Annotated in this window: 1 rRNA gene and 1 other annotated feature (1 of these 2 only partly in view); the gene reads left to right on the top strand. The window is 54.6% G+C overall.

The window, feature by feature from the left end:
• Positions 1-2,582, top strand: a sequence feature (most likely nonfunctional fraction of RNA operon) (it extends 1,690 nt beyond the left edge of the window).
• Between the two features lie 81 nt (positions 2,583-2,663).
• Positions 2,664-2,778: ribosomal RNA gene (gene rrf / locus HNR38_RS17545) — 5S ribosomal RNA — on the top strand.
• Positions 2,779-2,784 lie beyond the last annotated feature (6 nt).

Here is a 2,784-nt window from a genome sequence, read left to right as displayed (position 1 = left end):
TTGCCATAGTGGGTGATAGCCCCGTATCCGAAAGCTGATTATTGTGAAATCGAGTAGGTCGATGCACGAGAAACATTGACTGAACATGGGGGGACCATCCTCCAAGGCTAAATACTCCTGACTGACCGATAGTGAACCAGTACCGTGAGGGAAAGGCGAAAAGAACCCCTGTGAGGGGAGTGAAATAGACCCTGAAACCGTATGCGTACAAGCAGTCGGAGCACCTTCGGGTGTGACGGCGTACCTTTTGTATAATGGGTCAGCGACTTATGTTCAGTGGCGAGGTTAACCGTTTAGGGGAGCCGTAGGGAAACCGAGTCTGAATAGGGCGAATCAGTCGCTGGGCATAGACCCGAAACCGGGCGATCTATCCATGAGCAGGGTGAAGGTGCCGTAACAGGCACTGGAGGCCCGAACCCACTGTCGTTGAAAAGCCAGGGGATGACTTGTGGATCGGAGTGAAAGGCTAATCAAGCCCGGAGATAGCTGGTTCTCCCCGAAAGCTATTTAGGTAGCGCCTCGGATGAATACCACTGGGGGTAGAGCACTGTTTGGGCTAGGGGGCCATCTCGGCTTACCAACCCCAGGCAAACTCCGAATACCAGTGAGTACTATCCGGGAGACACACGGCGGGTGCTAACGTCCGTCGTGGAGAGGGAAACAACCCAGACCGCCAGCTAAGGTCCCCAAGTACCAGTTAAGTGGGAAACGATGTGGGAAGGCTCAGACAGCTAGGAGGTTGGCTTAGAAGCAGCCATCCTTTAAAGAAAGCGTAATAGCTCACTAGTCGAGTCGGCCTGCGCGGAAGATGTAACGGGGCTCAAACTGGTCACCGAAGCTGCGGCTGCCTACTTTGTAGGCGGGGTAGGGGAGCGTTCTGTAAGCCTGCGAAGGTGTGTTGAGAAGCATGCTGGAGGTATCAGAAGTGCGAATGCTGACATGAGTAACGATAATGCGGGTGAAAAACCCGCACGCCGGAAGACCAAGGGTTCCTGCGCAACGCTAATCGGCGCAGGGTGAGTCGGCCCCTAAGGCGAGACCGAAAGGTGTAGTCGATGGGAAACGGGTTAATATTCCCGTACCTTGGATAGCTGCGATGGAGAGACGGAGAAGGCTAGGTGAGCCGGGCGACGGTAGTCCCGGTTTAAGCATGTAGGGAGTGGAATTAGGCAAATCCGGTTCCACAATCCCGAGACGCGACGACGATCGCCCAAGGGCGAGAAGTCATCGATGCCAGGCTTCCAGGAAAATCTTCTAAGCTTCAGGCTATTCGAGACCGTACCCCAAACCGACACAGGTGGTCAGGTAGAGAATACCAAGGCGCTTGAGAGAACTCGGGTAAAGGAACTAGGCAAAATGGTGCCGTAACTTCGGGAGAAGGCACGCTGGTAGTAAGTGAAGCCCCTGCGGGTGGAGCTGAGGCCAGTCGAAGATACCAGGCCCCTGCGACTGTTTATTAAAAACACAGTACTCTGCAAACACGAAAGTGGAAGTATAGGGTATGACGCCTGCCCGGTGCCGGAAGGTTAATTGATGGGGTTAGTCCTCGGACGAAGCTCTTGATCGAAGCCCCGGTAAACGGCGGCCGTAACTATAACGGTCCTAAGGTAGCGAAATTCCTTGTCGGGTAAGTTCCGACCTGCACGAATGGCGTAACGATGGGGGCGCTGTCTCTACCCGAGACTCAGTGAAATTGAAATCGCCGTGAAGATGCGGTGTATCCGCGGCTAGACGGAAAGACCCCGTGAACCTTTACTATAGCTTCACAGTGAACTTTGAGCATGCTTGTGTAGGATAGCTGGGAGGCTTTGAAACCGGGACGCCAGTTCCGGTGGAGCCAACCTTGAAATACCAGCCTGGCATGTTTGAGGTTCTAACTTGGTCCCCTGATCGGGGATGAGGACACTGTGTGGTGGGTAGTTTGACTGGGGCGGTCTCCTCCCAAAGCGTAACGGAGGAGCACAAAGGTGGGCTAAGCATGGTCGGACATCATGCGGTTAGTGTAATGGCACAAGCCCGCTTAACTGCGAGACAGACACGTCGAGCAGGTGCGAAAGCAGGTCATAGTGATCCGGTGGTTCTGTATGGAAGGGCCATCGCTCAACGGATAAAAGGTACTCCGGGGATAACAGGCTGATACCGCCCAAGAGTTCACATCGACGGCGGTGTTTGGCACCTCGATGTCGGCTCATCACATCCTGGGGCTGAAGCCGGTCCCAAGGGTATGGCTGTTCGCCATTTAAAGTGGTACGCGAGCTGGGTTTAGAACGTCGTGAGACAGTTCGGTCCCTATCTGCCGTGGACGTTGGAGATTTGAGGAAAGCTGCTCCTAGTACGAGAGGACCGGAGTGGACGAACCTCTGGTGTTCGGGTTGTGTCGCCAGACGCACTGCCCGGTAGCTATGTTCGGACAGGATAACCGCTGAAGGCATCTAAGCGGGAAGCCCCTTCCAAGATGAGATCTCCCCGGGCCCTCGAGGCCCCTGAAGAGCCGTTCAAGACCAGGACGTTGATAGGTCGGGTGTGTAAGCGCTGCGAGGCGTTGAGCTAACCGATACTAATTGCTCGTGCGGCTTGACTATATAACACCCAAAACAATTGCGCGGATAACGCAACGAAATCCACATCACGTTCTTCTCGTCCTCCAGTGATCAACCGTTTTGCCTGACGACCATAGCGGTCTGGAACCACCTGATCCCATCCCGAACTCAGAAGTGAAACAGATCTGCGCCGATGGTAGTGTGGCATGGCCCATGCGAGAGTAGGTCATCGTCAGGCTCCTAA

The organism is Marinobacter oulmenensis, from assembly GCF_014201735.1.
Taxonomy (GTDB): Bacteria; Pseudomonadota; Gammaproteobacteria; order Pseudomonadales; family Oleiphilaceae; genus Marinobacter; species Marinobacter oulmenensis.
The sequence above is the reverse complement of the archived record's forward strand: the minus strand, read 5'-3'. Positions and strand labels throughout refer to the sequence as shown.